22 protein-coding genes and 1 pseudogene are annotated in these 21335 nt (G+C 72.3%); 10 read left to right on the forward strand and 13 right to left on the reverse strand.

Going from position 1 to position 21335, the window contains the following annotated elements:
- Positions 1-94: 94 nt before the first annotated feature.
- Positions 95-1075, forward strand: a complete 981-nt coding sequence (locus tag Q8R60_16545) for a 4-hydroxy-3-methylbut-2-enyl diphosphate reductase (GenBank protein MDP3714083.1) — start codon at positions 95-97, stop codon at positions 1073-1075.
- Here Q8R60_16545 and Q8R60_16550 read toward each other — a convergent pair.
- The gene (locus Q8R60_16550) at positions 1072-1572 is read right to left on the reverse strand and encodes a hypothetical protein (protein ID MDP3714084.1); all 501 of its coding nucleotides are present in this window, start codon (positions 1570-1572) and stop codon (positions 1072-1074) included. The two genes, Q8R60_16545 and Q8R60_16550, sit on opposite strands and share 4 nt — an antisense overlap.
- A 64-nt stretch (positions 1573-1636) precedes the next feature.
- Positions 1637-2710, reverse strand: a complete 1074-nt coding sequence (locus Q8R60_16555) for a DNA recombination protein RmuC (protein ID MDP3714085.1) — start codon at positions 2708-2710, stop codon at positions 1637-1639.
- Positions 2711-2821: 111 nt separating this feature from the next.
- Between Q8R60_16555 and ychF the strand changes: the two genes are divergently transcribed.
- The 3 genes from ychF (at position 2822) to Q8R60_16570 (ending at position 4627) form a co-directional block, all read left to right on the forward strand.
- Positions 2822-3895, forward strand: a complete 1074-nt coding sequence (gene ychF, locus Q8R60_16560; protein ID MDP3714086.1) for a redox-regulated ATPase YchF — start codon at positions 2822-2824, stop codon at positions 3893-3895.
- Positions 3896-3992: 97 nt separating this feature from the next.
- Complete coding sequence (locus Q8R60_16565; protein MDP3714087.1) at positions 3993-4214, forward strand: ribbon-helix-helix protein, CopG family; 222 nt, start codon at positions 3993-3995, stop codon at positions 4212-4214.
- Positions 4205-4627, forward strand: coding sequence for a PIN domain nuclease (locus Q8R60_16570; protein MDP3714088.1), 423 nt, complete (start codon positions 4205-4207; stop codon positions 4625-4627). Before Q8R60_16565 ends, Q8R60_16570 begins: the two co-directional genes overlap by 10 nt.
- 738 nt (positions 4628-5365) lie before the next feature.
- Here Q8R60_16570 and Q8R60_16575 read toward each other — a convergent pair.
- A pseudogene (locus Q8R60_16575) lies at positions 5366-5586 on the reverse strand (phage tail protein).
- Here Q8R60_16575 and Q8R60_16580 point away from each other — a divergent pair.
- On the forward strand, positions 5531-5752 hold the full coding sequence (locus tag Q8R60_16580; protein ID MDP3714089.1) for a hypothetical protein: 222 nt from the start codon (positions 5531-5533) through the stop codon (positions 5750-5752). The pseudogene Q8R60_16575 and the gene Q8R60_16580 overlap by 56 nt on opposite strands.
- A gap of 29 nt (positions 5753-5781) precedes the next feature.
- On the opposite strand, the gene Q8R60_16585 is transcribed toward Q8R60_16580, so the two are convergent.
- On the reverse strand, positions 5782-8346 hold the full coding sequence (locus tag Q8R60_16585; protein ID MDP3714090.1) for a CHAT domain-containing tetratricopeptide repeat protein: 2565 nt from the start codon (positions 8344-8346) through the stop codon (positions 5782-5784).
- 26 nt (positions 8347-8372) lie between these two features.
- On the reverse strand, positions 8373-9296 hold the full coding sequence (locus tag Q8R60_16590) for a hypothetical protein (GenBank protein MDP3714091.1): 924 nt from the start codon (positions 9294-9296) through the stop codon (positions 8373-8375).
- A 57-nt stretch (positions 9297-9353) separates the two neighbouring features.
- Here Q8R60_16590 and Q8R60_16595 point away from each other — a divergent pair, with 57 nt between their 5' ends.
- Both Q8R60_16595 and Q8R60_16600 read left to right on the forward strand, forming a co-directional pair.
- A complete protein-coding gene (locus tag Q8R60_16595; protein MDP3714092.1) occupies positions 9354-10580 on the forward strand; it encodes a S8 family serine peptidase in 1227 nt (408 codons plus the stop codon).
- Positions 10577-12334 (forward strand): GGDEF domain-containing phosphodiesterase, encoded by a 1758-nt coding sequence (locus Q8R60_16600; GenBank protein ID MDP3714093.1) that lies wholly within the window; start codon positions 10577-10579, stop codon positions 12332-12334. The genes Q8R60_16595 and Q8R60_16600 overlap by 4 nt, the downstream gene beginning before the upstream one ends.
- Before the next feature lie 36 nt (positions 12335-12370).
- On the opposite strand, the gene helR is transcribed toward Q8R60_16600, so the two are convergent.
- From helR to Q8R60_16635, 7 genes are read right to left on the reverse strand one after another with little or no spacing between them, the layout of a single operon-like run.
- Complete coding sequence (gene helR / locus Q8R60_16605) at positions 12371-14509, reverse strand: RNA polymerase recycling motor ATPase HelR (protein ID MDP3714094.1); 2139 nt, start codon at positions 14507-14509, stop codon at positions 12371-12373.
- Between the two features lies 1 nt (position 14510).
- Complete coding sequence (locus Q8R60_16610; GenBank protein ID MDP3714095.1) at positions 14511-15950, reverse strand: YdiU family protein; 1440 nt, start codon at positions 15948-15950, stop codon at positions 14511-14513.
- 19 nt (positions 15951-15969) lie between these two features.
- Entirely contained in the window at positions 15970-16458 is a 489-nt protein-coding gene (locus Q8R60_16615) for an SRPBCC domain-containing protein (protein MDP3714096.1), read from the reverse strand.
- A gap of 9 nt (positions 16459-16467) precedes the next feature.
- Positions 16468-16797, reverse strand: coding sequence for a metalloregulator ArsR/SmtB family transcription factor (locus Q8R60_16620; protein MDP3714097.1), 330 nt, complete (start codon positions 16795-16797; stop codon positions 16468-16470).
- Positions 16798-16808: 11 nt separating this feature from the next.
- The gene (locus Q8R60_16625; GenBank protein ID MDP3714098.1) at positions 16809-17114 is read right to left on the reverse strand and encodes a DUF1905 domain-containing protein; all 306 of its coding nucleotides are present in this window, start codon (positions 17112-17114) and stop codon (positions 16809-16811) included.
- Positions 17115-17159: 45 nt separating this feature from the next.
- Entirely contained in the window at positions 17160-19325 is a 2166-nt protein-coding gene (locus Q8R60_16630; protein ID MDP3714099.1) for a M14 family zinc carboxypeptidase, read from the reverse strand.
- A 43-nt stretch (positions 19326-19368) separates the two neighbouring features.
- Positions 19369-19725, reverse strand: a complete 357-nt coding sequence (locus Q8R60_16635; protein ID MDP3714100.1) for an STAS domain-containing protein — start codon at positions 19723-19725, stop codon at positions 19369-19371.
- Positions 19726-19874: 149 nt separating this feature from the next.
- On the opposite strand from Q8R60_16635, the gene Q8R60_16640 reads away from it, so the two are divergent.
- Positions 19875-20009 (forward strand): hypothetical protein, encoded by a 135-nt coding sequence (locus tag Q8R60_16640; GenBank protein ID MDP3714101.1) that lies wholly within the window; start codon positions 19875-19877, stop codon positions 20007-20009.
- A complete protein-coding gene (locus Q8R60_16645; GenBank protein ID MDP3714102.1) occupies positions 20006-20374 on the forward strand; it encodes a hypothetical protein in 369 nt (122 codons plus the stop codon). The genes Q8R60_16640 and Q8R60_16645 overlap by 4 nt, the downstream gene beginning before the upstream one ends.
- A gap of 242 nt (positions 20375-20616) precedes the next feature.
- Here Q8R60_16645 and Q8R60_16650 read toward each other — a convergent pair whose 3' ends face one another.
- Entirely contained in the window at positions 20617-20838 is a 222-nt protein-coding gene (locus Q8R60_16650) for a hypothetical protein (GenBank protein MDP3714103.1), read from the reverse strand.
- 77 nt (positions 20839-20915) lie between these two features.
- Between Q8R60_16650 and Q8R60_16655 the strand changes: the two genes are divergently transcribed.
- Positions 20916-21227, forward strand: coding sequence for a hypothetical protein (locus Q8R60_16655; GenBank protein ID MDP3714104.1), 312 nt, complete (start codon positions 20916-20918; stop codon positions 21225-21227).
- Positions 21228-21335 lie beyond the last annotated feature (108 nt).

Here is a 21335-nt window from a genome sequence, read left to right on the forward strand (position 1 = left end):
CGAGCGCTGCTGGTGTCGGCGTTCCCGGGGTGGGCCCGCTCACACGCAGTCGGGGCGGCAGGTGAGGGGTGTCACCGGGACCTACGATGACAGCATGACCGGCACCGGCACGACCCCGCGCAAGCGGGTCCTCGTCGCAGCCCCCCGCGGCTACTGCGCCGGCGTCGACCGCGCCGTCATCACCGTGGAGAAGGCCCTGCAGGTCTACGGCGCTCCCGTCTACGTCCGCAAGCAGATCGTGCACAACGCCCACGTCGTGCGGACCCTCGAGGCCAAGGGCGCGGTCTTCGTCGAGGAGACCGAGCAGGTCCCCGAGGGCGCGACTGTCGTCTTCTCCGCCCACGGCGTCGCGCCGACCGTCCACGCCGAGGCCGCGACCCGACAGCTGAAGACGATCGACGCCACCTGCCCGCTGGTCACGAAGGTCCACATGGAGGCCAAGCGGTTCGCTGCTGACGACCTCGACATCATCCTCATCGGCCACGAGGGCCACGAGGAGGTCGTCGGGACGACCGGTCAGGCGCCCGAGCACATCCATCTCGTCGATGGTGTCGAGGAGGCCGCGGCCGTCGTCGTGCGCGACCCCGAGCGGGTCGCCTACCTCTCCCAGACCACGCTGTCTGTCGACGAGACCAACACCACCGTCGACGCGCTGCGCGAGCGCTTCCCTGCGCTGCAGGGCCCGCCGTCGGCGGACATCTGCTACGCCACGCAGAACCGCCAGGTCGCGGTCAAGCAGATCGCCGCGGACTCCGAGCTCGTCCTGGTCGTTGGCAGCCGCAACAGCTCCAACAGCGTCCGCCTGGTCGAGGTGGCGCTCGACGCGGGTGCGTCCGCGTCGTACCTCGTCGACGACGCCACGGAGATCGACGCGGCCTGGCTGGAAGGTGTCACGACGGTCGGCCTCACGAGCGGCGCCTCGGTGCCCGAGGATCTCGTCGCTGGCGTGGTGGCTTGGCTCGCTGAGCGCGGCTACGCCGACGTCGACGAGGTCGTCGCCGCCGAGGAGCACCTGCTGTTCGCGCTGCCGCCGGAGCTGCGCCGCGACCTGCGCGCCGCCGGCCTGGAGGGCTAGGCCGGTCGCCGACCGAGTGCGCCGCGCACGACCGCGATCGCGAGGGCGAGACCGGTCGCGGTAAGCAGCACCGGGGCGCCGAGCACGAGCGCGTTGAGCAGCTCGAGCGCCTGTCGGGTGAGCAGTGACTGGCTGCCCACCGTCGTCTCCACCGCTCCCGCGAGCAGGGCCAGCACGCAGTAGACGAGCGGTGGGATGACCACTGCGGCGACGAGGTCCTCGCGGTGCACGAGCAGGGCGGCCAGCCCGCACCCGGCGACGAAGCAGACCGCGAAGACGGTCCGCAGCCCTGGGCCGGTCAGGACGTCGACGAGCCCGCCGGCGATGCCGAGCGCGAGGGCGAGCGCGACTGCACCGGTGGCGGTGAGGCCCCGTCGGTCGGACAGGTGCGCACCGGCCGGCAGGTGGTGGCCGGGTGCAGACTCGACCTGCTCGTCAGGCGCGGTGGGTGCCGGGCGGGGTTCGCCCGCGCCGCGAGGACCGGTCCAGCTGCTCACCTCGCGGACGCTACCCCCGACCCGGGGTCGCTCCACCTCGTTGCCGTGTGGCGCGCCGCACGGTTCATCCGGTCTGGTCGAGGCCCTCCGGTGCGGCGACGAGCCGAGGCAGGACGTCGATCGTGACCGGATCGGCGAGCTCGCGCTGCGACATGCGACGGGCACTCGGCAGGACCTGTGACTCCAGCGAGCCGACCGTGGCGTTGTAGGCCTCGACGGTGCGGCCGAGAGATCGGCCGAGCTTGTCGACGTGACCGCCGAGGGTGGCGAGCCGGGCGTGCAGCTCCTTGCCGGCAGCCAGGACCGCGCGGGCGTCGTCGGTGAGCGACTGCTGTCGCCAGGCGTGGGCCACGGTGCGGAGCAGCGACACCAGTGTGGTGGGCGTCGCGACGTGGACGCCCCGCGACCAGGCGTGCTCGAGCAGTGCGGGGTCGTGCTCGAGGGCCGGGGCGAGGAAGGCCTCCCCGGGGACGAAGAGCACGACGAACTCGGGGGAGTCGTCGAGGTGCTGCCAGTAGGCCTTGTCGGCGAGCCGGTCGACGTGGTCGCGCAGGTGCCGTGCGTGGGCGGCCATCCGCTGCGCAGCGACGGTCTCGTCGGTGGCCTCGGCCGACTCGAGGTAGGCGGCCAGGGTCACCTTCGCATCGACGACGACGGTCCGCCCCCCGGCCAGGCGGACGACCAGGTCGGGACGGCTCGCGTCGCGCAGGGTGGTCTGCTCGGTGAAGTCGCAGCGGTCGGTCATGCCGGCCATCTCGACGACGCGGCGCAGCTGGACCTCTCCCCACCGGCCCCGCGCCTGCGGCTTGCGCAGGGCGTCGACGAGCGACGCGGTCTGCCGGCCGAGCTGCTCGGAGGTGATCCGGACCTCTGTGACCTGCGCCCTCAGCTCGCCCATGGTGCGGGCCCGGTCGACCTCGAGGCCCTGCAGCTGCTGCTCGACCCGGTGCAGCTGCTCGGTGAGCGGGGCGACCATCCGGCCGACCGCAGCCCGGCTCTCTCCGTCGGTCTCGCGCATCGCCTGCGCCGCCAAGCCCTGGAACGACGCGGCGAGAACCGCCTCGTCCCGCCTGGTGAGCAGCCGGCCGAGCAGGAGGCCGAGGACGACACCGACGAGCAGGGCGAGAGCGATCTCCATGCTGAGCACCGAACCACGCTGGTACGACAGGCAGCTCCCGCCACGCTGTCGTCCGTGTCCGGTCGGCGAGCGGGAGTCGGGCGTCTGGGCGCGCCGGTAGCCTCTGACCCCGTGAGCCTCAGCATCGGGATCGTCGGCCTGCCCAACGTCGGCAAGAGCACGCTGTTCAACGCGTTGACCAAGAACGACGTCCTCGCGGCCAACTACCCCTTCGCGACGATCGAGCCCAATGTCGGCGTCGTCGGGGTGCCGGACCCGCGGATCGCCACGCTCGCCGAGGTCTTCGGCTCGGCCAAGCAGCTGCCGGCGACGGTCGACTTCGTCGACATCGCGGGGATCGTGCGGGGTGCGTCGGAGGGGCAGGGGCTCGGCAACAAGTTCCTCGCCAACATCCGCGACAGCGACGCGATCTGCCAGGTCATCCGGGTCTTCGACGACGGCGACGTCGTGCACGTCGACGGCAAGGTCTCGCCCAAGGACGACATCGAGACCATCAACACCGAGCTGATCCTCGCCGACCTGCAGACCATCGAGAAGGCCATCCCGCGGCTCGAGAAGGAGGCGCGGATCAAGAAGGACGTCGTCGCCCAGCTCGAGGCCGTGCACGAGGCGCAGAAGGTCCTCGACTCCGGGCAGACCGTCTTCGCTGCCGGCCTCGACCGGGAGCCGCTGCGCGAGCTGCACCTGCTGACGGCCAAGCCGTTCCTCTACGTCTTCAACCTCGACGAGGCGCAGCTCGGTGACACCTCGCTGCGCGCGTCCCTGGCATCCCTCGTTGCGCCGGCTGAGGCGGTCTTCCTCGATGCCAAGGTCGAGATGGAACTCGTCGAGATGGATGAGGCCGACGCCCTCGAGCTGCTCCAGTCGATGGGTCAGGAGGAGTCCGGCCTCAACCAGCTCGCCCGCATCGGCTTCGCGACCCTCGGCCTGCAGACCTACCTGACGGCCGGGCCGAAGGAGGCGCGCGCCTGGACGATCAAGGTCGGCGCCACCGCCCCCCAGGCCGCCGGTGTCATCCACACCGACTTCGAGCGCGGCTTCATCAAGGCGGAGGTCATCGGCTTCGCCGACCTCGTCGAGCTCGGCTCGGTCGCCGCCGCACGGGCCGCCGGCAAGGCCCGCATGGAGGGCAAGGACTACGTGATGCAGGACGGCGACGTCGTGGAGTTCCGCTTCAACGTGTAGGCGTGGGCAGGGTCGTAGGTTAGCGGGGCCATGCGCCAGCTCGAGCCTGGCTGCCGCGTGGTGCCCACGATGCTATCGTGAGATATCGGAGGTGGCCGTGACCGACGTTCTGGTGCGAGATGTGCCCGACGACGTGGTCGCCGCGTTGGAGGCCCGAGCCGCCCGTCTGGGGCTGTCCCGCAGCGAGTTCCTTCGTCGGCGCTTGGCACAGGAGGCCACTGCCAGCGCCATGAGCGTCAGCCACGATGACCTGGAGTCCTTCTCGGCCACGTTCGCTGACCTCGCTGACCCTGAGGTCATGAGGGGCGCCTGGGAGTGAGCGGTTGGCTCATCGACACATCCGCACTGGTCCGGCTAAGCGGCAGCCCGGACGCCGCCGCTTGGGTCGAGCGCATCGAGCAGGGAGCCGTGCGCATCGCTACCGTCACTCGTCTGGAGGTCGGCTACTCGGCCCGGTCTGGGCCGGATCTTCGCGCGGCAGTTCGGCGCGCTCCCCTGGGCGCGATGCCCGTGGAGTACCAGACCCCGGCGATCGAGGACCGGGCGCTCGAGGTCCAGATGCTGCTCGCGGATCGCGGGCACCACCGGGCGCCCTCCGTCCCCGATCTGATCGTGGCCGCGACGGCGGAGCTCGCCGGTCTCGCCGTACTGCACGTCGACAAGGACTTCGAGCTGATCGCCGAGATCACCGGTCAACCGCTCGAACGACTCGCCCTGTCCTCTGCGCCCTGACCCAGCTCCCCTGTCGTCCTCGCTTCCTCCGCGACCCGACGTCACCGACCGAGGCCTCCCGATCTCTGCCCGCCTACGAACTGCCAGCGGACAACCCCTTTTTCTCAGAACCACACACTGGTCTCTATCGAGAACCGGACTGGGTGAAGCGGCGGATGAGGCCCTAGCTAGAGGCCGCGATGTCGGCGCCACTCGGACTTGAGAAGCCGTTCCTCCTGGACCAGCGCCTCGAGTGCCGCCACCGGCTCGAGAAGTGCGTTCTCGTAGGCGTGCGACTGAAGACCAAGTCGGGAAAGCCGTCGAGGTCGATCGTCGTCTCCGCTGTCGCATAGCCGGTTTCGACACGAAGTCACTCCACGTGATGGCGTCGCCCAAGACCGCCACCCCGACCGTCAAGGATCCGCACGCGAGGTCGACGCACATCGGGCAGCCGAACAACGGCAGTCGTCCCTGTTCCAAGGGCGAGTAGTCATCGGACCGCTCCTCGCGACCTGTGAGTTGCCGCAGCATGCTGGCGGCGTCGTCGGGCCAAGCGAGATCCAGCACGCTCTCGAACGAGTCCTTGGACGGGCCGAAGGTCTCGGGCTCTGGAACAGGGTGCGCTTCCAGCAAGTCCCACAAGGATCGACCGTCACGCTCGACCACCGGCACTTCGGCGTCCTTCGATCACTCGACGGGAAGAAGATCGTTCTCGTCCCGTGACGTCGCCGACGATGGGCGTGCGTTCGCGCGAAGGCCTCAGTACTCGCCCTTGATAACGAAGTAGGAGCCGCGGATCTCGCCGGCGAGCGTCGACTTCTGGCGAGCCCACGAGAAGGCCGAGAGCTCCTCCGGTGGGTCCATGCCCTCGGAGAACTTGAAGCCGGCGGCGCGCTTGCCCCCGGCCGCCAGCGTGTAGGCGCGTTGACGGCCAGGCCGGACTCGAAGGACACGTGCGTCCAGCGGATGCCGTCGACCTTCGAGCACCACCAGGCCGTGATGGCGCACGCCGACTGGATCGTGGAAATCGGACCGGGCGCCGGGCACGACGGCGGCCGGGTCGTCTTCGAGGGCACGCCGGCGGACCTCGTCGCCAGCCGGTCGACGCTCACCGGCGAGCACCTCGCGGCGTACGTCGAGACCTGACCCATCGGCTGCCGTTCGGGTCGACGCCCTCAGTCCCGCCCGGCCCGTAGGCAGACGAAGGCGGCTGCGGTGGCGCGGTCGACCGGAGTCGACGGTGCCGAGCGCTGCGCCGCCGCGAGGGCCTCTGCCGGTCCGGCCCCCGCCGCCCACCCCCGGTGGAACCGCGACATGAGAGAGGCGGTCGCCGCGTCGTCGACCGGGACCACGCTGGCGACGAGGGTCTGGGTGCCCAGGGCGAACAGGGCCGCTGCCAGACCCAGCAGCTCGTCGCCGGCGCGGACCCCGTGACGTCCTGAGTCGCAGGCCGACAGCACGACGTGCGTGGGCGTGCGAGGCAGGCGCTCGAGGTCGTAGACGGTGAGCGGCCCGTCCTCGAGCAGAAGTGCTGAGAACAAAGGGTTGTCGGCGCGAAAGACGGCATGACAGGCGATGTGGGCGAGGTCGGTCGTGGCGAGCAGCTCGAGGACGCGGCCCGACGTCGCGTCGGCGCCGACCAGAGAGGTCGCGGGCGGACCGTGCGCCGCGATCACGTCGGCCGCCTCGCTCTGGGCCGCCGGGAGGTCGGGACCTGCGACGGCGAGGACGCGCGGCGCTGCCGTCGAGAGGATCGGCCGGTTCCAGAGGCTGAGCGACGGTGCGACCTCCACCACGCACTCGCGCAGGCCGGGGAGCAACGACCAGGGCACCGCGTGCAAGGGACCGGTGGGCACGACGAGGACCGGCTCGTGGCCGCCACCCGGGAGGCGGTCCAGCCCCAGCAGTGCGGAGAGGCGAGCAGCCCCGGTCGTGAGCACGTCTGTGGAGTCGTCGCCGGTGACCTGCCGTCGGAGGGCGAAGGACAGGTGCCGCAGCTCGAGGCTCGCCCGCGCCGACGGTCCGCAGTCGACGACGGTCGCCGACCGGTGCACGACCACGGCGCGCAGCCGCCCGTCGTGCTCGAAGAACGCGACGAGGCGCCGACTGCCCAGGGCGGCTCGCAGGTCCCGCATCGTCGGGACCGCGGCCGCCCGACCGGCGAGCCCGCGAGCGTGGTGCGCACGCCGGCGCACCGACTCCTCGAGCTCGCGCTGCCGTCGGACCAGGGAGGTCATGACGGGCTCGTCGCGCAGCTGCGCCTCCTGCAGCTCGGCGCTCACGGCCCGCAGCGCTGAGAGGTCGTCCGCGAGCTCGCGGTCCCCCGGCGGCCGGACCGGTGGTCGGTGCAGCGCTGACGCGCGGAGTCGCTCGGTCCAGGCCAGGACCGTCGCAGGTCGACCTGAGTCGAGAGCCAGTCGCACAGCCAGCGCCCCGAGGTCACCCGCGTCGACGGCCGCGGCGGCTCGGAGCTCGGTCGCTCCGAGGACTGCCTGGTGCGACGCAAGGGCTCGCAGACCAGCAGAGGCCGACCGCATGGCCCCGGCTGCGTCGCCGGCCCGAGCCCGGAGCAGGGCCTCTGCTTCCCACCCCATCAACCGAGCCTGCGCCGAGCTCGACGTGCGGTGGTCGGCCACTCGCGCCAGCTGGCCCTCCTCCTCATCGCCGTGGCCGAGGGCGGCTGCGGCCCGAGCCGCATGCAGGCGGGTGCGCAGCTCGGCCTCGTGCCACCCGGCGCCGCGCAGCGCGTCTGCCACCTCGCACGCGATCCGTAGGGATCGTCGAGTGGGTCTCGATCCTGCCCCCGCTTCGAGCTCGAGGGCGCGGGCGAGCACCGTCCATCCCCGCCGGCCCTGGCGCTTCAGCAGTCGTCCGGCGCGTCTCGCGTCGGCGGCGGCGACAGCGACATCGCCGGTTGCCAGCGCTGCGCGGGCCCGAAGCACCAGCGCTTCCGGAAGGGTCGCCTCCATGCCCGCCTCGTCGAGTGCCTCCGCGGCGATCCCGGCGATGACCAAGGACTCAGTGGCGAGGCCGGCGGCCAGCAGTGCTTCCGCGCGGTCGAGCTGGTAGACCGCCAACGGGACGCCCAGGTCGGCGATGCCGCGCTCGGCCTCGTCGAACAGCTCGAGCGCCGCGGGCAGGTCACCACCCCGAGACAGCACCCAGCCGAGGTTGTGCAGGCCGTCGAGTGCCCCGAGCGCCTCGCCGAGGTCACGGCTGAGCGCGACCGCACGACGCAGGTCCCGCTCGGCCTCGACGAGGTGCCCGCGGTAGCCGTGGACGACACCGCGGTTGCCGAGGACGAGAGCCGTGAGCGACCGGTCGCCCTCCCGCTCGGCGATGGCGAGGGCGCGCGAGGCTGCGGCCAGCGCCACCTCGTAGCGGCCGAGGCGCACGTAGACCGCCACGAGCTGGTTGTGCACCTGGGCGTGGTCGTCGCCGAGGGACGTCCCGGCCTGGTCCAGCTCGCGCAGGGCCAGCCGGGGGCGGCCCTGCTGGAGCAGCTCGAGGGCCAGGCTCAGGCGAGCCTCTCCCGCTCGGACCGGCAGCGCCCCTGTCTCGGCGAGCCGTACGGCCCGACGTAGGTGCTGGGCCGCACCCCGCACGTCGAGCAGCTCGCGACAGGCGATGCCGAGCGCGCGCTCGGCGACCGACGCCGCCTCCGCGCCGAGGCGTGCCCGTTGCAGGAGGCTCGCCGCCTCTCGGGCGGCTCGTCGTGGCTCGAGCGCCGCCAGCCGCAAGACCGCTTCCGCCTCGCTGACAACCGTCAGAGCAGCACCCAGTCGGTGTGTCGCAGTCGCCCGGTCGCGGCCTCGACGACGCGAAGGCTGACGTGTCCGGGCGCCATGTCGTCGCAGGCGAAGCGGCCCAGGTCGTCGACGTCGACGTCGAGCGAGGTGCCGTCGGAGAGTCGCAGGGTCACATCAGCCTCGACCGGGGGAGTGAGCTGCCCGAGCACGCAGCGTCGCAGCCCGTCGACGGACACCTCGAGGGCGAGGACCAGCCCGTCGGCGCGGAAGGACAGCCGTCGCAGGGTCTGCACGCCCCGGACCCCCGCCAGCACGTCGTCGTGGCTGCTGCTCTCGGAGATCAGTGGTGCGAGCTCGGCATCGAGGGTGCGCCAGGAGAAGGCTGCTCTGGCTGCAGCCAACAGCTCGGCGGGTGGCGCGTCGTGGTCGGCAACCGCGCGGCGCAACCGGTGGGCGATCTCAGCCGACCCCCCGAAGGCGTCACCCACGGCGACGGTGAGGCGCTCCAGTCCCTGCTCCAGCGCGGTCGGCACCGACTCGGCGGCGACGTCGAGCGCGGCCGCGAGCTCGGCGGTCGACGGCTCGGCCTCGGTGGCCCACACCCGTAGCGCGAGCCGGAGCCGGGCAGGCAGCTCGGCGAGCGACTGCAGAGGCGGCTCGACCTGAAGGGCCGACCGACCGGAACCGTCGTGCCAACGGGCGGCGCGGGCCGACTCCTGACGAGCAGCACGCAGCAACCACTCACCGACGGTGCCGTCGATGTCGTCGACCTGCTCGACGAGACGAAGCCAGCAGGTCTGCGCGATCTGGCTGGACGTGGCGGGGTCGAAGCCGTGTCCCCGAGGGACGGACCAGACAAGCCCGGCATAGCGGTGCACCAGCCCGTCCCAGCGGTCAGCATCTGTCCTCGACGCACGTGCGTGGTCGGGACCGAGGGGCATGAGCGCATGCTAGAACTGGCCGCACGGGATCCTGCTCGACTCGCCCAGGGAGGCGCCATGCCGCGCGAGGGCAGGGCTGACACCGCGTGGCGGCAGCGCCTTTCCAAGGCGACCGAGGAGCTGCTCGCCGGCGGCCGCGTCGTCCGTTACGGCGAACCGGGACAGGAGCACTTCTGCCGCCCGGACGAGCTGCTCGTCGTGACGGCTGCGGTCCCCGATCTCGCAGCCGCGTTGAAGGATGTGGGAGCCCAGCCGTACGACGACGACGGGCGTTCCGTCGGAGTGACCCGCTTCGGTCTGCCCGGCGGCACCGACGTCCACGAGGCCGTGCTGTCGTTGCGCAGGCAAGGACCGGTGCGAGCCGTGGCGCCCAACGCGGTGCTCTTCGGGGCGCCGAAGATCCGCGGCTGCCCCGGCCGCCCGCCCGCGCCGGCCGCCGGGCTCGACCTCGCCGAAGGCAAGGACGGGGCTGGCGTCCTGATCGCGGTCGTCGACACCGGTCAGGCCGAGTCGTCGCTGGCGATCCCGTGGATGAGCCGTCACGTCGTGGTCGATCCCGCCGACCTCGACCTGCTCGACACCTCACCCGGTGACGGCCGGCTCGACCTCGAAGCCGGGCACGGGACGTTCATCGCCGGCATCGTCGCGCAGGTGGCGCCCGGTGCGAAGGTGCTCGCGCTCAAGGCGCTCGACCCTTCCGGCACGACCGACGACCTCACGGCCGCGCGTCGGGTCCGCAACGCGGTGGACGCGGGCGCCGATGTCATCAACCTGTCCTTCGGGGGCTACACGCACTCCGACGAGGGGCTGCTGGCCCTGACCGCGGTGCTCGAGGAGATCGAACGCAGCAAGGGGCCGGTCGTCGTGGCGGCGGCCGGCAACGACGCGCTCGACCGGCCCTTCCACCCTGCGGCGCACCGCTCGGTCGTCGGCGTCGCTGCGATGGGCACGCGCAAGCGCAGGGCCGCTTTCAGCAACTTCGGGCCCTGGGTGGATGCCTGTGCCGAGGGCGACCGGTTGCGGAGCACATACGTCATCGGGACGACGACCACCGACTCCGACGGCGACGGCAACGACGACGAGTTCGTCGAGCCCAACGCGCTGTGGAGCGGCACCTCGTTCGCGGCCCCGCAGGTGGCGGCAGCGGTCGCCCGTCGGATGTCCACCCACGGCGAGTCGTCTCGCGAGGCGGTCGAGGCCCTCGTGCGGGCCCCTGGCCTGATGCGTCGGCCGGGCATGGGTGTCCACGTCGTGACGCCTGTCCGCGGTCACCCCGCGCCATGAGCACGCCCACGACGACGGCTGAGCTGCTGCTGGTCGCGCACCGACGGGCGTCGGCCGCCCAGGACGTGCGCGGGGTGCTCGACATCATGGCGGAGGCCGGCCGCCTGGGCCTCGACGCCGCCTGTGTCGTGCTCGCCGTGTGGGAACCCCTGTCGCGCGATGTCCGGTGCTGTGTGAGCTCCGGTGCACCGGCAGGGACCGACGCCGGCTTGGCCCGGGCAGTGGCTGCGCTCTCGGTGAGCGCGGACGGCGAGGGGCGTCTCGTGCGCAGCGGCGACGACCCCCTGGCAGATCAGGTGCTGTCGAGTGTCGGCGGCTCCGCGCTGCTCGTGCTCCCGCTGCTGGACGGACGAGGGGACGAGCTCGGCACCCTCGTGGCAGCTGTCGAGGACGATGGCGGCCGGCGTACTCCTCGCGACCCGGACGTGGTCCAGATGCACGCCAGTGCGCTGGCTGAGGTCGTCCGCGCGCTGCGAGGCGAGCATCTCCAGCGTCGCGCGCTCTACGACGCCGCGACGGGCCTGCCCGGACCCGTGCTCTTCGAGGCGGCGATCGCCGATGCCCTCAGCGGCTCCGAGGGCGGCGAGGTCACCCTGCTGCTCGTCTCGGTCGACCAGCTGCAGTCGGTGGCCCGCAGCTTCGGTCGGGTCGTCGCGGACGAGCTGGCACGCAAGGTGACCGCACGTCTGCTCATCACCGCTGGAGCGGCTCGCTGGTCGGTCGGACGCCTGCCGCAGGGCTTCGGGCTTCTGGTGCAGGGCGCCCCCGGCTCGGCTGCTGATGCTGCTGCCAGGGTCGTGTCCGCGCTGGAGCAGCCCTGGGTCGTGGGTCGCCGCAGTGTTCGCAGCACGTGCCGGGTGGGCCTCGCGACCGCACCCGCCGGCGGTACGCCGGCGCTGCTGCTCCAGCACGCCGAGGCCGCCCTCGGCGAGGCTCTCCGGCGTCCGCGAGGTGGGTTGGTCGCCTACGGCGCTGGGCTCACTGCGAGAGCCCACGAGGAGCTGCTGCTGGAGACAGAGATGCAGGCGGCCCTCGGCGCGGGCGAGTTCCATGTGCGCTACCAGCCGCAGGTGCAGGTCGGGACCGGGCGCGTCGTGGGGGCGGAGGCTCTGGTCCGGTGGCAGCGCGAGTCGGGCATGGTGACTCCCGCCCGCTTCATCCCGGCCGCTGAGGCGACGGGGGTCATCGTCGACATCGACCGCTGGGTGCTCCGGGAGGCGTTGCGGCAGTCGAGGGCCTGGCTCGACAGCGGCCTGGCTCCGCTGCGGATGGCGGTCAACATCTCGAGCCGCACCTTGGCAGCCCCGGGCTTCCGGTCCTGGGTGGTCGACGCGATGGCCGAGTCGAGGCTCGATCCTGATCAGGTCGAGGTCGAGGTCACCGAGAGCCTCGAGCTGCTCGAGGGAGAGGAGGCGGTGGTCGACCTGCGCGCGCTGCGCGAGCTCGGTGTGCACGTCGCCCTCGACGACTTCGGCACCGGCTACTCCAACGTGGGACGGCTCCGCAGCCTGCCTGTCGACCGCGTGAAGATCGACCAGTCCTTCGTGCAGGGCATCGCGGAGGGTGGCGACGGAGAGGCGCTGTGCTCCGCGGTCATCGGGCTGGCGCGGACCCTCGACCTCGACGTCATCGCGGAGGGCGTCGAGACCCTCCAGCAGCTCGCCGTGCTGGAGCAGCGCGGCTGCACCGAGTTCCAGGGCTACCTCAAGAGCCCGCCCGTCCTGCCCGAAGCCTTCGCGCTGCTGGTGGGCTGATCCGGCGCGCGACCGCAACGCGGGGTCTGGCGCGCGTCAGCTCGTGAGGACCACGAGCTGTTGGGTGGCGCGCGTCATCGCGACGTAGCGGTCGACGGCGCCCTCGATGCCGGTGCCGAAGGAGTCGGGGTCGACGAGCACGACGAGGTCGAACTCGAGGCCCTTCGTCAGCTCCGGCGCGAGCGACGCGACACGTGGCCGCGCTGGGAAGCTCGGGTCGCCGACGACGCAGGCGACCCCCTCGGCGTGCGCCTCCAGCCACTCCGACAGCACCGCCTCGAGCCCCGTGCGTGAGCCGTGGCGCACCGGCACCCCGCTGCTGCGGATCGAGGTCGGGACGTTGGCATCCGGCAGCACCGCACGGATGACGGGCTCCGCCTCGGCCATGACCTCCTCCGGCGTGCGGTAGTTGACCGTGAGCGAGGCGAGCGCGCTGCGGTCGAGGCCGACCCGGTCGAGCCGGTCGGACCACGACTCGGTGAAGCCGTGCCGGGCCTGCGCGCGGTCGCCGACGACGGTGAAGCTGCGTGACGGGCAGCGCAGCAGCAGCATCTGCCACTCCGCGTCGGTGAGCTCCTGCGCCTCGTCGACGACGACGTGCGCGAAGGGCCCGGCGAGCAGATCGACGTCGACCGCGACGATGCCGGTCTCGTCGACCGGCACGTCCTGCGTCAGCAGCATCGTCATCGCCCCCTCGCCGTCGTCGTCGGCCTCGATGAGGTTCTCGACGACCGTGGCCATCCGCTCGCTCTCGGCAGCGACCGTCGCGGCGTTGCGGCGCTTGCGACGGGCCGACTCGGGGTCGCCGAGTCGGTGGCGTGCGGCGTCGAGCAGGGGCAGGTCGACGACCGTCCAGGCCTGCGCGTCGCGTCGCTGCAGGAGCCGGACCTCGTCGTCGGTGAGCCACGGCGCGCACCTGCGCAGGTACGCCGGTACCGACCACAGGTCGCCGACCAGGTCGGCCGGGTCGAGCAGCGGCCACGCGCCGTTGAAGGTCGCCAGCAGCTCCTTGTCCTGCAGCAGCGCGCGGCGCAGCAGCACGGGGGAGACGTCCTCCTGCTCGTGCTTGTCCGTCACGATCGTCACGAGCTCCTCCCAGACCCGGTCGCGCGCCTCGTTGTGCGCGGTGCCCGGCTCCGGTGCCTCGAAGGCCTCGGCCCAGTCGCCCGCCGTCAGCTGCACGTCGGCCCACGGGGTGCTGACCGTGAGCTCCGTCGTCGGCGGCTCCTCGTAGAAGCGCGCCGCCGCCTCGATCGCCCCGACCATGTCGGCGGTCGACTTCAGCGCCGCCACGGCCGGGTCGGCCTCCGCAGCAGCGGACCGGCCCTCGGGCAGCAGGTCGCGCAGGGTGCAGGTCTGCACGCCCTCCTCGCCGAGGCTCGGCAGCACGTCGGCGACGTAGGAGAGGTAGGGCTGGTGCGGACCGACCACCAGCACTCCGCCGCGGTGGTGACCGAGCCGGGGATCGGAGTAGAGCAGGTACGCCGCGCGGTGCAGCGCGACGACCGTCTTGCCGGTGCCCGGTCCGCCGTCGACGACGAGCGCTCCGCGAGAGCTGGCCCGGATGATGGCGTCCTGGTCGGCCTGGATGGTGCCGAGGACGTCGCGCATCCGCGGCGACCGGTTGCTGCCGAGGCTCGCGATGAAGGCCGACTGGTCGTCGAGTGCCGCGCGCCCCTCCAACCCGTCGCTGGTGAAGACCTCGTCCCAGTAGTCGCTGATGCGACCGCGGGTCCAGCGGTAGCGACGACGGCTCGCCAGTCCCATCGGGTTGGCGTGCGTGGCACCGAAGAACGGCTCGGCCGCGGGGGAGCGCCAGTCCACGAGCAGCCGCCGGCCCGCGCTGTCGGTGAGCCCGAGCCGCCCGACGTAGAGCAGCTCCTCTCCGTCCGCGGCGACGACGTGGCCGAGGCAGAGGTCGACGCCGAAGCGGCGCAGTGCCCGCAGGCGCGCGGTCAGCCGGTGGACCTCGGCGTCGCGGTCCATCGCGGCCTGGCCCGCCCCACCGGCGTGCCTGCGCTCGGTGTCGAGCCGGTCGGTCAGGTCGGCGATGGTGTGCGCGAGCGACGCGGCGATCGCGGCGAAGTGCTGCTCGTCGCGGTCGATGAGCGCAGGGTCGGCCTTCGCCGCGAGTCGTGCGGGCAGGTCGAACGCGCTGGCAGTCGTGCGGTCCACGTCAGGTCCCGCAGAACGTCCGGTAGGCCCCGAAGGACTCGGGCGCAGGCTCGGCGTAGCGCTCCAGCCCGGCGCGCTCGTCGAAGGGGCGTGACACCGCCTCGAGCAGCCCGTCGAGCGGCGCGAGGTCGCCGTCGGTCGCGGCCGCGAGTGCCTCCTCGACGAGGTGGTTGCGCGGGACGTAGACCGGGTTGACGGCGTCGAGCCCGCTGAGGTCCGGGTCGAGCGCGCGCCACCGCGCCACCCAGGCGTCGACGCCGGCGAGGTCGAGGAACAGCTCGCGGGCCGGCTCGTGCGACAGAGACCGGAACAGCGACGTGTGGTCGACGCCGTCGGCCTGCATGAGCCCGAGCAGCTCGGTCGTCAGCGCCACGACCTGGTCGTCGGTGACCGTGTCGCGCAGGCCGAGCTTGCGACGCATCCCCGCCGTCCACGCCGACGTGTAGAGACCCCGGAACGCGCCGAGCGACGCGACCGCGATCTCGACGGCGGCGGCCTCGTCGTCGGCGAGCAGCGGCAGCAGTGCCTCCGCGAGCCGCGCGAGGTTCCACTCCGCGACGAGCGGCTGGCTGCCGAAGGCGTAGCGGCCCTGGGTGTCGATCGAGCTGAAGACCGTTGCCGGGTCGTAGCCGTCGAGGAACGCGCACGGTCCGTAGTCGATGGTCTCGCCGGAGATCGTCGTGTTGTCGGTGTTCATGACCCCGTGCACGAAACCGACGAGGACCCACTGCGCCACCAGCGACGCCTGCGCTCCCAGCACAGCTTCGAACAGCGCGAGGTACGGCGATGCCGCCTCCGTGGCGTCCGGGTAGTGGCGAGCGATCGCGTGGTCGGCCAGCCGCCGCAGCAGCGCGACGTCGCCGGTCGCTGCGGCGTACTGGAAGGAGCCGACCCGCAGGTGGCTGCTGGCGACGCGCGCCAGCACGGCTCCCGGGAGCAGGGTTTCGCGCTGCACACCTCGACCGGTCGCGACGACGGCGAGGGAGCGCGTCGTCGGGATGCCGAGGGCGTGCATCGCCTCGCTGACGACGTGCTCGCGCAGCATCGGCCCGACCGCAGCCAGGCCGTCACCGCCGCGCGCGAAGGGCGTGCGACCCGACCCCTTGAGGTGCAGGTCCCGCAGCGCGCCGTCGGGACCGGCCAGCTCGCCGAGCAGCAACGCGCGCCCGTCACCGAGCCGGGGCACGAAGCCGCCGAACTGGTGACCGGCGTAGGCCTGCGCGACCGGCTTCGCTCCGGGCGGGACGTTCTCGCCGACGAGCAGCCGGAGCCCGGCCGGGGTGCGCAGCAGCTCGAGGTCGAGACCCAGTTCGAGGGCCAGTGGCTCGTTGAGGACCAGCAGCCGGGGGTCGGGTGCCGGTGCCGCCTGCCACGGCACCGCTAGCTCGGGCAGGGCGTCCGCGAAGCGGCTGTGCAGCCGCACGGCTGCGAGGGTGGTCACCGCCTCAGCGTAGGCACCGTCAGGTCTCGTCGAGGATCGCGTCGATCTGGCCGGCGGCCGACGTGATGCCCTCCACCATGCCCATCTCGACCAGCTGTGTCATCTGCTCGGCGCTGGCGAAGTGCGACGTCACCGTCATGCGGGTGCCCTCGGAGGTCTCGTGGAGGACGACCTCGGTGCGCGTGGTGGGCATGTCGCGGTTGGGGTTGCCGCTGTCGTCGGAGAAGCCGTCCTCGAGCTCGATCCGCTTGGGCTCGTCGACGATGAGGAGCTCCCACCAGCCGCGCGACGTCGCGCCGTCGGGCCCGGTCATCACGTAGGACGCGCGGCCTCCCGTCACGAGCTCTAGCTGCACGAAGGTGGCCGGCCACGTCGGCGGGCCCCACCAGCGCTCGAGTTGGCGCGGGTCGGCCCATACCTGCCAGACGCGCGCGAGCGGGTGGGGAAACTCGCTGACGAGGGTGAGGCTCAGCGCCTCGCTGTCCTGAGTGGTGCTGATCACGGGCATGGCGGTCTCCTAGGAGGACTCGTTGAGAAGGTCGTCGATGCGGCCGAGCCGGCCGCGCCAGATCTCCTCGTAGTGGTCGAGCAGCCGGCTAGCTGCTCGAAGGGCGTGCAGGTCGCCGGACACGAGGCGCTCCCGGCCGCGAGCCGTCTTCGTGACCAGGCCGGCCCGCTCGAGCACCGCGACGTGCTTCTGCACGGCGGCGAAGGACATGTCGTAGGCCTCAGCGAGCGCGGAGACCGACGCCTCCCGCTCCATGACGCGGGCGACGATGTCTCGACGGGTCCGGTCGGCCAGGGCCGCGAAGACCTGGTCGATGCGCTCGTCCGTATCTACAACCATTGGGTTGTACGTTATCCGGGTCGGGACGCCTCGTCAACGACGAGCTCGACGGCCACGGTGTCGCCGGCCTCCAGCTCCTCTGCCCGCCGGACGGCCTTCTTCACCGGCAGCAGGAACGGCCCTGCGGCCGACGGGAAGACCGACGTGGACCAGGTGCTCCCGCCGATCGTGACCCGGACCCGCACGGAGCCGAAGCCGCGCCGCGGACCGGCGTCACCGCGCAGGTCCTCGCTCAGCTCCGCGGGGACGGTGACGAAGTGCCAGGCGGCCTCGCCCGCGTGCTCCCAGAGCTCGGCATCGAAGCGGTAGCTGCCCACGCCACCATGCAACCCGAGCGGTGTGACAGGGGAGGGGAGGTGCGGCTAGGAAGCCGGCTGTGCGGAGCGGCGACGACGGACGACGGCGGCCGAGCCGAGCAGCAGCACGGCCCCGAGGGGCAGCAGCACGGGCAGGCCGGTGGTCGGCAGCGAGCCGGTGTCGGGGACGGGCGCGGTCGGCGGCGTCACGACGGGCGGCGTGACCACGGTGGCGCCGGTGCGGTTGGTCCCGCGGAAGGCCAGGATGTTGTCGAGGACCTGGCCGCCGGTGATGGTCGGGGCGTAGGACGCGAGGCCGAAGGGGTGCGGGGTTTCGATGCCCTCGAGGGTCTCGATGGCCTGCGGCAGGATCGACCCGAAGATGGTGACCTTGCCGGCGCCCCGCTCGATGCTGCCCAGCGCGGTGTTGGGAGAGTCGGTCGCGCCCTGGTCGCCCACGGTCGCGACGGTCTCGCCGCCCGCGGCCTCCCACACCTCGCGCAGGACGCCGTAGTTGGGCGCCTGGTTGCGCGACGGGTAGCCGAGCATGACCTCGTACCAGGTCTGGCTCGGCTTGCCGACCAGGCCCTTCTCGAGGGGGTGGTCGCCGAGCGGCGCGACGAAGTCGACGTGACCGGCGTCGGTCTTGTTGACGGTGACGCCGCCCGCCTCGCCGGCGCCGATGATGCCGAGCGCCTCGACGATCGACACCGCGCGGTCGGTGAGAAGCAGCTGGCCGCCGCCCTTGGCGAAGGCGTCCAGCGCCGCGAGGTAGCGGGTGCGGTCGGCGGTGGAGCCGCGCGGCAGCTCCATGTCGGCGACGACGAGGGTGTCGTAGCGCGTCAGGTCGGTGCCCGAGGCGACGGCCTCGGCCGTCACCGGGGCGACCTCCGCGTCGAAGGCCTCCGCGAGCACGGGGAAGTAGTCCATGCGGCTCACGTCGTAGGGCGTCTGGGTCTCGCCCTCCTCGAGGTCCGCGCCGGTGCCGGGCACGCCGTCGTCGACGGCCGGGTCGGAGCTGGTGCGGTTGGGGTCCATGACGTAGGCGACCCGGCCGTAGTCGGCCGACGGCCGGACCTGGTCGGTGATGAGCGACTCGACGATCGTCGCCTCGATGTTGCCGCGGACCGCGGCGACGTGGGCCTGCTCGACGGCGCCGTTCCACACGTTGTTGGGCGCGAGGTTGGAGAGGAAGTTCTCGACGTCCATGTGGACCGCGTCCTGGGTCTGGCTGAACCAGTCGCCCATGAAGCCGCTGTCGTCGTAGCCGACGATGTCGTAGGCCGCCGCTACGTTGGCCGCCCTGCGCGGGGTGGCCCCGTCGCTGGGCAGCGGCCCGAAGACGTCGTCGAGGATGACGCCGTGCTGCTCGAACTTGCGCTCCACGGTGCGGATCATGTTGAGCGACAGCTGGTTGACCTGGTCCTGGCGCTGCGGGGTCCACTGCCCTGCCGGGATGATCAGGTCGCTGAAGGCGTCGTTGGGCGTGGTCAGCTCGCCGTGGATGTCGGTGCTCGTCTTGAGGTTGGGGAAGGACTTCACCAGCGTCGTCCAGGCGCGCGTCTCGGGCTCGGACTCGGCGAGGCCGCGGCCACCCGAGTGGTCGTACCAGCCGACCGTGGCGAGGTCGCGGTTGAGGTCGGCGCCGTTGGCGTTGCCCCGCTGGAAGCCCGGGCCGGGGTCGCTCGTCGTCAGGTCACCGGCGGCCCACCCGTCGGAGTTGGTGAAGGCGATCCACGTCTCGGTGCGCCGCATGACCTCGCTGAAGGGGAAGCCGGTGTCGCCGGCGTAGAGCAGCGTCTCGGGGGTCGACCGGGCGAGGTCCTCGACGTAGCGCAGTCCGCCCTCGCGGCCCGCCGCCTCGAGGCCGTGCACCGACAGCGACACCGCGACCTGGGCCTTCCCTGCCCGAGGTGCCTCCTCGTCGGTGACGCGCACGACCCACAGCGGGCGCCCGCCGGCGCTGATGTGGGTGTCGTTGCCGTTGGCCTCGGCCATCGTCATGACCTCGAGGTAGCGCGGCGCGAGCGCCTCGATGGCCTCGAGGCTGGCCCCGACGCTCTCCACCGGTCCGTCGAACTGGTGGAAGGTCGTCGACAGCTCAGGCTCGGCCACGACCCGGCCACCGCAGGCCGCGGTCGGGACCGTGGTGCAGGTCGGCGCGGCCAGTGCCGGCGCGGCCAGCGGCAGGGCGAGCAGGGCCAGGGGGGCGAGGACAGGGCGCAGGCGCATGCGCCCTCTCTTCTCCGCCGACGCCCGGACTCCTGCGCGCTGATCAGTGCCGGAGCGACTCGTCATCGAGCGCAGGGCTGTCCTCGCGCACGTCGAGAAGGTCGAGCAGCCCTGTGATCTGGAGCACACGGGCCGGCATCGCGCCGACGTGGCACAGCACGAGGTGCCGGCCGTCGGCCGCGAGGTGCTTGTGCGCACCCACCACGACGCCCACCGCGGTGCTGTCGAGGAAGTCGACCTGGGCGAGGTCGAGCACGACGAGGTACGCCGAGAGCGTGGCGGCCTCGGAGAGCCGCGCCCGCAGGTCGTCCGAGGTGGCGAGGTCGAGGTCGCCGACCGGCTGCACCGTCACGACACGGCCGGAGGCGGTGGCGCAGACCGTCGTTGCGCGCGACCCCATGGGCACCTCCTCGCCTTCAGTGCAAACCCTCGGGGACCGGGCGTCAACCGGCCATCCGGGTGCTTCCGGCAGGAGGTGCACAGATCGGTGGCGAAACGAGCAGGCGACCCGGGGACCCCGGGCCGTCCCGCCCGCCGCGGGAGACCCCCGTGCCCCGCACCCCTCGTCGTCGTACCGCCGCTGCGCTCGTCGCCCTGGGGGTCGTCGCGGCCGCCACCGCCGCGCTGTCCGCGCCGCCCGGCGCGCTGCCACGACCTCGGCCAAGCTCGCCGACACGCCCGTGACCCGGGCCTACGGCGTGCTCGACGGCAAGGGCAAGAAGCGCGGGACCGCGAAGTGGACCGTCACGACGGCGGGTGGCACCTGCTGCGAGGTGCTCGTCGCAGCGACCCGTACCGGCCGGCTCGTGGAGTTCGGCGGGCAGTTCCCCGCCTACTCCGACGACAAGAGCAAGAGCTGGACCGAGATCCGCACGCTGACTCCGGTGACCAGCCAGCTCGACGACGCGTCGCCGCGGGCGGTCGGTGGAGGCGAGGGCACCATCGTCATGGCACCCGGTGGCGACATCGTCGGGGTCGGGTGGGACCCCTACAGCGGCGACCGGCTCCAGTCCTTCCTCTACGAGGCGGACACCAAGCCCTGCTCCTAGGGCGAGATGCCGCTGCACGAGCCGTTCTACGACCGCCAGTGGATGGCCGTGGCGAAGGGTCCGTTCGCGATCGCCGGTCAGACCGTCCCATGGGTCTCGATGGTGCTCTCGAACTTCAACCGCCGCGTCGTGCTGATCAGCACCGACGGCATCACCTACCTGCGGCCGAGCAGGACCGACGTCGAGGCGATCGCCGGCGGCACCGCCAGTGCGCTACCGGTCGCAGCTGACCCGGACCTCGACTACATGCAGGAGCACGCCGAGACCCGCATCACCCCGCTGCCCGGGGGTGGCGCGATCTCGCTCAACGCCGTCGGGTCCACGGGCTGCGAGAAGCAGGCCCTCAACAGCGACGCGACCTGGTCGTGCTTCGGCGGCGACGGCTCGCTGGAGGTCGAGGGTGCGCTGCACAGCGACTCCCGCGGGTGGCTGCACGACGTGAAGGCGGCCGGTGACGCGGTCACCTACCGCATCTCGCGCGACGGCGGGCGCAGCTGGACGGCCACGACGATCGCCGTCCCGGGCGAGGCCAACATCGTCGATGGACGACAAGGCCCACGGCAAGCTCGGCGTGTCGGCGGTCGCGCCGCACGTCACGAAGGACGACGGCAACAACCAGGCCCTGGTGCTGCGCCTCGACACCCGCACGGGCAAGGCCGTCCACAAGGACGCGCTGCTCGTCGGCAAGGGCGACATGGCCTTCACCGCCGGCCTCGACGTCAGCGGCGTGGTCTCGGGCGCGAAGTCCAACCGCTTCGACGTCGCCACCGTCGCGATCCTGCCCGACGGCAAGATCGCCGTCGGCTTCGTCGACAAGACCTATGACGATCCCGCGGTCGCCGTCCTGCAGTAGCCGGCCAGCCCGCCGGACACGATCGGGTGACGCCCGTCACTCGCGGCAGGAGAATTCGTTGTCCTGTCGAATTCACAACCATCCCCCGTCGTACGCCTCGTGCTTGGA

Source organism: Mycobacteriales bacterium, from assembly GCA_030697205.1.
In the GTDB taxonomy this organism is placed as follows: domain Bacteria; phylum Actinomycetota; class Actinomycetes; order Mycobacteriales; family SCTD01; genus JAUYQP01.